6 protein-coding genes and 1 pseudogene are annotated in these 4,926 nt (G+C 72.2%); 3 read left to right on the forward strand and 4 right to left on the reverse strand.

Going from position 1 to position 4,926, the window contains the following annotated elements; all coding sequences use genetic code 11:
* Positions 1 to 1,043 (reverse strand): serine hydrolase (locus tag B9S61_RS07735; RefSeq protein ID WP_103541572.1); only part of this gene is annotated, 1,043 nt, incomplete at its 3' end.
* 75 nt (positions 1,044 to 1,118) lie between these two features.
* On the opposite strand from B9S61_RS07735, the gene B9S61_RS07740 reads away from it, so the two are divergent.
* A complete protein-coding gene (locus B9S61_RS07740) occupies positions 1,119 to 2,090 on the forward strand; it encodes an LLM class F420-dependent oxidoreductase (protein ID WP_103541577.1) in 972 nt (323 codons plus the stop codon).
* A 108-nt stretch (positions 2,091 to 2,198) separates the two neighbouring features.
* A complete protein-coding gene (locus tag B9S61_RS07745) occupies positions 2,199 to 2,624 on the forward strand; it encodes an SsgA family sporulation/cell division regulator (RefSeq protein WP_103541573.1) in 426 nt (141 codons plus the stop codon).
* A gap of 45 nt (positions 2,625 to 2,669) precedes the next feature.
* Here B9S61_RS07745 and B9S61_RS07750 read toward each other — a convergent pair whose 3' ends face one another.
* Complete coding sequence (locus B9S61_RS07750) at positions 2,670 to 3,140, reverse strand: DUF6328 family protein (RefSeq protein ID WP_103541574.1); 471 nt, start codon at positions 3,138 to 3,140, stop codon at positions 2,670 to 2,672.
* A 212-nt stretch (positions 3,141 to 3,352) separates the two neighbouring features.
* Between B9S61_RS07750 and B9S61_RS07755 the strand changes: the two genes are divergently transcribed.
* On the forward strand, positions 3,353 to 3,694 hold the full coding sequence (locus B9S61_RS07755) for a hypothetical protein (RefSeq protein WP_103541575.1): 342 nt from the start codon (positions 3,353 to 3,355) through the stop codon (positions 3,692 to 3,694).
* A gap of 9 nt (positions 3,695 to 3,703) precedes the next feature.
* Here B9S61_RS07755 and B9S61_RS07760 read toward each other — a convergent pair whose 3' ends face one another.
* Complete coding sequence (locus B9S61_RS07760; RefSeq protein ID WP_103541576.1) at positions 3,704 to 4,687, reverse strand: aldo/keto reductase; 984 nt, start codon at positions 4,685 to 4,687, stop codon at positions 3,704 to 3,706.
* Positions 4,688 to 4,751: 64 nt separating this feature from the next.
* Positions 4,752 to 4,926, reverse strand: a pseudogene (locus B9S61_RS42170) (ribonuclease HI); the annotation flags it as partial.

Genomic DNA, 4,926 nt, shown 5'->3' on the forward strand with positions numbered 1-4,926 from the left:
GGGGGCAGCGCGAGCCGGTCGAGGCGCTCGCGCAGGGCGGCGTCCTCGCTCCGGCGGCCGGTCAGCGGCGCGGGGCGGAAGGCGGGCAGGAGGTGCCGCCAGACCAGGTCCAGATACTCCTGCATCCGCTCGGTGGCCGTCGTCACGGCGATCACGGCGTCGTGCTCGGGCAGCACCAGGCAGAACTGCCCGTACGCGCCGTCGCCGCGGAAGCCGTGCCGGGAGATCCAGAACTGGTGTCCGTAGCCGCGGTCCCAGTCCTGCCGGTCCCCCTCCCCCATGGCGCCGCCGGTCGCTATGTGCGGACGTGAGGCGCGGGCGACCCATCCCTCGGGCAGCAGCCGTTCGCCCTGCCAGACCCCGTCGTTCAGGTACAGCAGGCCGAGCCGTGCGACGGCGTCGGTCGCGGCGTGCAGTCCGCTGAAGCCGATCTCGCGGCCGGTGCGGTCCCGCTGCCACACCGTCTCGCCGATGCCCAGCGGGTCGAACAGCCGCGGCCTCAGATAGCCGGTGAGCGTCTGCCCGGTGACCCGCTGCACGATCGCACCGAGCGTGTAGGTGCACGGCTGGTTGTAGGCGAAGACGGTGCCGGGATCCCGCTCGGGCGGCTGGAGCAGGAAGCCGCGCACGGGTTCGGCGCGGTCGGTGCCGTACGCCGCGTCGATCGTCTCGCTCTCGTGGCCGCTGGCCATGGACGCCACATGCCGGACCAGGATCGCCCGGCTGCGCGGGTCGGTGATGTCGGCCTCGAACTCCGGGAAGTACGACACCACCGGGGCGTCGAAGTCGATCAGCCCCTCGCCCTCGGCGAGGGCGGCGGCGGTCGCCGTGAAGCTCTTGCTGAGCGAGTACAGCAGGTGCGGGCGCGGCGCGGTGTAGGGCGCCCACCAGCCGGAGGCCACGAGGTGGCCGTGGCGCAGGATCATCAGGCTGTGCGGTTCGATGCCGGGCGCGGCTTCGAGGGCGTCGAGGAAGGCGTGGACACCGGACGCGTCGACGCCCTGGGCGGCGGGGTCCGAGGCGGGAAGGGGGCGAGCGGTCATGTGGCCATCCTGCCCGGGGGGGGCCGGCGCGTGATCCACCGTTTTCGCCGGCCGCGCCGGGGGGACCCGGGCACCATGGTGGACATCGGATACACGATGATGACGGAGCAGGCCGGGCCGCGTGAGCTGGTCGGGCATGTGGTGCGGGCCGAGGAGGCGGGTTTCGACTTCTCGGTGACCTCGGACCACTACTTCCCCTGGCTGGAGTCGCAGGGCCACTCGCCGTACGCCTGGAGCGTGCTGGGTGCCGCCGCGCAGGCCACCTCGCGCATCCCGCTGATGACGTACGTGACGTGCCCGACGTTCCGCTACCACCCGGCGGTGGTGGCGCAGAAGGCGGCGACGGTGCAGTTGCTGTCCGAGGGCCGGTTCCGGCTCGGGCTCGGCTCCGGGGAGAACCTCAACGAGCATGTGGTGGGCGGCGGCTGGCCGTCCGTGGACGTGCGGCACGAGATGCTCGAGGAGGCGGTGGAGATCATCCGTGCCCTGTTCGAGGGTGGTCATGTGAACCACCGGGGATCCCACTTCGACGTCGAGTCGGCCAAGTTGTGGGACCTGCCCGACCGGCCGCCGCCGATCGGCGTCGCGGTGTCCGGGAAGCGGTCCTGCGCGCTCGCGGGCCGGCTGGCCGACCTGGTGATCGCCACGGAGCCCAGGGCGGAGCTGCTCGACGCCTTCGACCGGCACGGCGGCCAAGGCAAGCCGCGCATCGGGCAGCTGCCGGTGTCCTACGACCCCGACCGGGACGCGGCCGTCGCGCGCGCCCACGACCAGTTCCGCTGGTTCGGCAACGGCTGGAAGGTCAACTCGGAGCTGCCGCACCCCGATTCGTTCAGCCTGGCGACCCAGTTCGTGCGTCCGGACGATGTCGCCGGGTCCATCCCGTGCGGCAGTGATCCGGCGGATTTCGTCGAGGCCGTCCGCCCCTACGCGGAGGCCGGTTTCACCGAGATCGCCCTGGTGCAGATCGGCGGGGAGTCGCAGCCGCGGTTCCTGGACTGGTCGGAGAAGACGCTGCTGCCGGCCCTGCGGGACGCCTTCGGCTGACATGCGGCCCGGTGGGCGGTGACGCGGATTCACCCGCCCGGCTGAGCATCTCGCGCGGAAGCGGGGTACTAGAGGGCTCTACGCCCGTACTTCCCGAGAGGCCCTCACGTGAACTCGTTCGTGCACAAGACCCTGGTGGTGGAGCTCCAGGCGGGCGTCACGGACCGCTTTCCGGTGCTCGCACACCTGAGTTACGACCCGTCCGACCCGTTCGCCGTCACCCTCGTCTTCAGCCATGACGGCCGGGTCCTGGCCCGCTGGCAGCTGGACCGGGAGATGGTCACCGACGGTCTCACCCGCCCGGTCGGCATCGGGGACGTACGGCTGTCCCCGGAGTCCCGGGGTGTGGGGCAGGAGCTGCGGATGGAGTTCCTCGGTGAGGTCCGCTCCGACGGTGGCCGGCATCACGCGGTGGTGTTCGCCTGGGCCGAGACCGTCGGGGAGTTCCTGCGGGAGACCCGCAGGATGGTGGCGCCGGGGCGCGAGGAGGTGCGTGTGGACGACTTCCTCGCGGACGTCCTGGCCGGGAGCTGAGCCGTCGGGCGCGCGGCCCCGGCCGCCGGGCGCGCGCCCGCTCCGTCAGCGCGTCGTGTGACGGTGCCGGGCCCACATCGGCAGGCCGAACCAGCAGAGCAGGTACCAGCACACCACTCCGGTCACCAGGTACGGCACGAAGCCGTCGTGGGTGGCCACGCGCAGGATGAGCAGCAGGGAGCAACTCGTGGTGGCGAGCAGGAGCAGCAGGCCCAGCAGGGTGAGCCGGGACGCCCACCGCACCGCGTGCGCCTTGATGCGCCGTCCGGAGACGAGCCGGTGAAGTGACACCGGGCCGATGAGCGCGCCGGTGGCGCAGGCGCCCAGGACCACGGTCACGATGTAGATCGTCTGGTCGGTGTCGGACAGTTCGGCGTACTTCGGGGTGAACACCACGGTCAGCAGGAACCCGAACAGGATCTGCACGCCCATCTGGGCGACGCGGACCTCCTGGATGAGCTCCGTCCACATCCGGTCCGCTCTCTCGTCCTCGCTCTCGTCGCGTCCCCGGCGCATACTCCCGCCCCGCTCCGTGTCCGGCACAGTGCCCTCCCTGTGTGTGCGGCATCGGCAAGTCCCTCACCCGGTGTCCGGCCCGGGCAGGCGCCGGACACCCCTATCTGCTTCCCCGAAAACGCCCGTCCTCCCCGGCCGGTCGCCGGTTTGGGCGCGCGGAGCACGGTTACCCGGGCGCTCCAGCACACCGAGGCCAGGAGGTCGTGGGACGTATGCCGGACACCCAGCTCACCGTGACGCTCAGCGGCGGGGACGTCGACGACGCCCGAACGGTCGTCCGCGCCCTGGAGGGCACGTTCGGCGCGGCGCGGCAGCGGCCCTCCGAGGAGCATGCGACGGTCCGCGTGGCGACGTTCACCGGGGAGGGGCGGGAACCGGCAGACGGGCGCGAGGACGCGGGGCCGCTGTCGGCGCCGGTGAACGTCACCGTGCTGGGCACTCCGCAGGCGGTGCGGCGGGCGGGCGACACCCTCATGCGGTCCTTCACCACACGCGACGAGGGAACCGCCGCCGGCGACCAGGAGCAGGAGCGGCAACTGCTCCTGGAGCCGTGAGGCCGGCCGCTACCAGCGGCCCTCCACCTGGTCCCTGACACGCCGGTCGTAGAGGTCCTGGATCGCCGAGAGTGTCGAGCCGGACAGTTCCGGCAGCCGGGCCGCGGCCGCGTTGGCGCGGGCCTGCTCGGGTGAGCGGGCGCCGGGGATGACGGTGGTGACGCCGGGCTGCTGGACGATCCAGCGCAGCGCCAGCTGGGCCGGAGTGTACCCCTCGGGGGCGAGCGCCGCGAACTCGGCGGCCGCCTCGACACCGGTGCCGTAGTCGACGCCGGAGAAGGTCTCGCCCTGGTCGAAGGCCTCGCCGTGCCGGTTGAAGCTGCGGTGGTCGTTCTCGGCGAAGACGGTGTCCCGGGTGTACTTGCCGGAGAGCAGTCCGGAGGCGAGCGGTACCCGGGCGATGATGCCGACCCCCGCCTCGCGGGCGGCCGGCAGCACCTCGCGCAGGGGCTTCATGCGGAACGGGTTGAGGATGATCTGCACGCTCGCCACGTTCGGCCGGGCGATCGCGGTCAGCGCCTCCGCACAGGTCTCCACGCTGACGCCGTACGCGGCGACGCGCTCCTCCGCCACCAGGATGTCGAGGGCGTCGAAGACCTCGTCGCTGGAGTAGACGGGGGTCGGCGGGCAGTGCAGCTGCACCAGGTCGATCCGGTCGACTCCGAGGTTGCGCCGCGAACGGTCGTTCCAGTCTCGGAAGTTGTCCAGCACGTAGTTCTGGGGGATCTGGTCGACCCGGCGGCCCATCTTGGTGGCGACCATGACGTGCAGATCGGGCCGCCCGCCGAGGAACGACGCGATGGTCTGCTCGCTGCGTCCGTCCCCGTAGACATCGGCGGTGTCGAAGAAGGTGACGCCCGATTCCGCGGCGGTCTCCAGGACCGTGAGGGCGTCCTTGTCGTCGACGTCGCCCCAGTCCGCCCCCAGTTGCCAGGTGCCGAGACCGATCACCGATGCGTGCTGACCCGACCTGTCGAATGTGCGCTCGTCCATGGGGGCCAGTCTGTCATCCGCGCCGCCGGGACGTCGGGCGGCTCCGCCGCGGGCGGGCGCCCGCTCAGACGCTCTGGGCCGTCCGGCACTCGGGGTGGCCCCAGCCCTTGCCGTTCTTGGCGATGGCCTCGCCGGCCGCGTAGGAGCGCCCGCACGGGCAGCGGCCCGGGAACTTCGCCTTGATCGTGCGGGCCGGCGAGCCGCCACCGCGCTGCCGGGGTGTCTTGTTCCCGCCGGAC

The sequence above is a fragment of the Streptomyces sp. SM1 genome (genome assembly GCF_002910825.1).
GTDB classification, from domain to species: Bacteria; Actinomycetota; Actinomycetes; order Streptomycetales; family Streptomycetaceae; genus Streptomyces; species Streptomyces okerensis.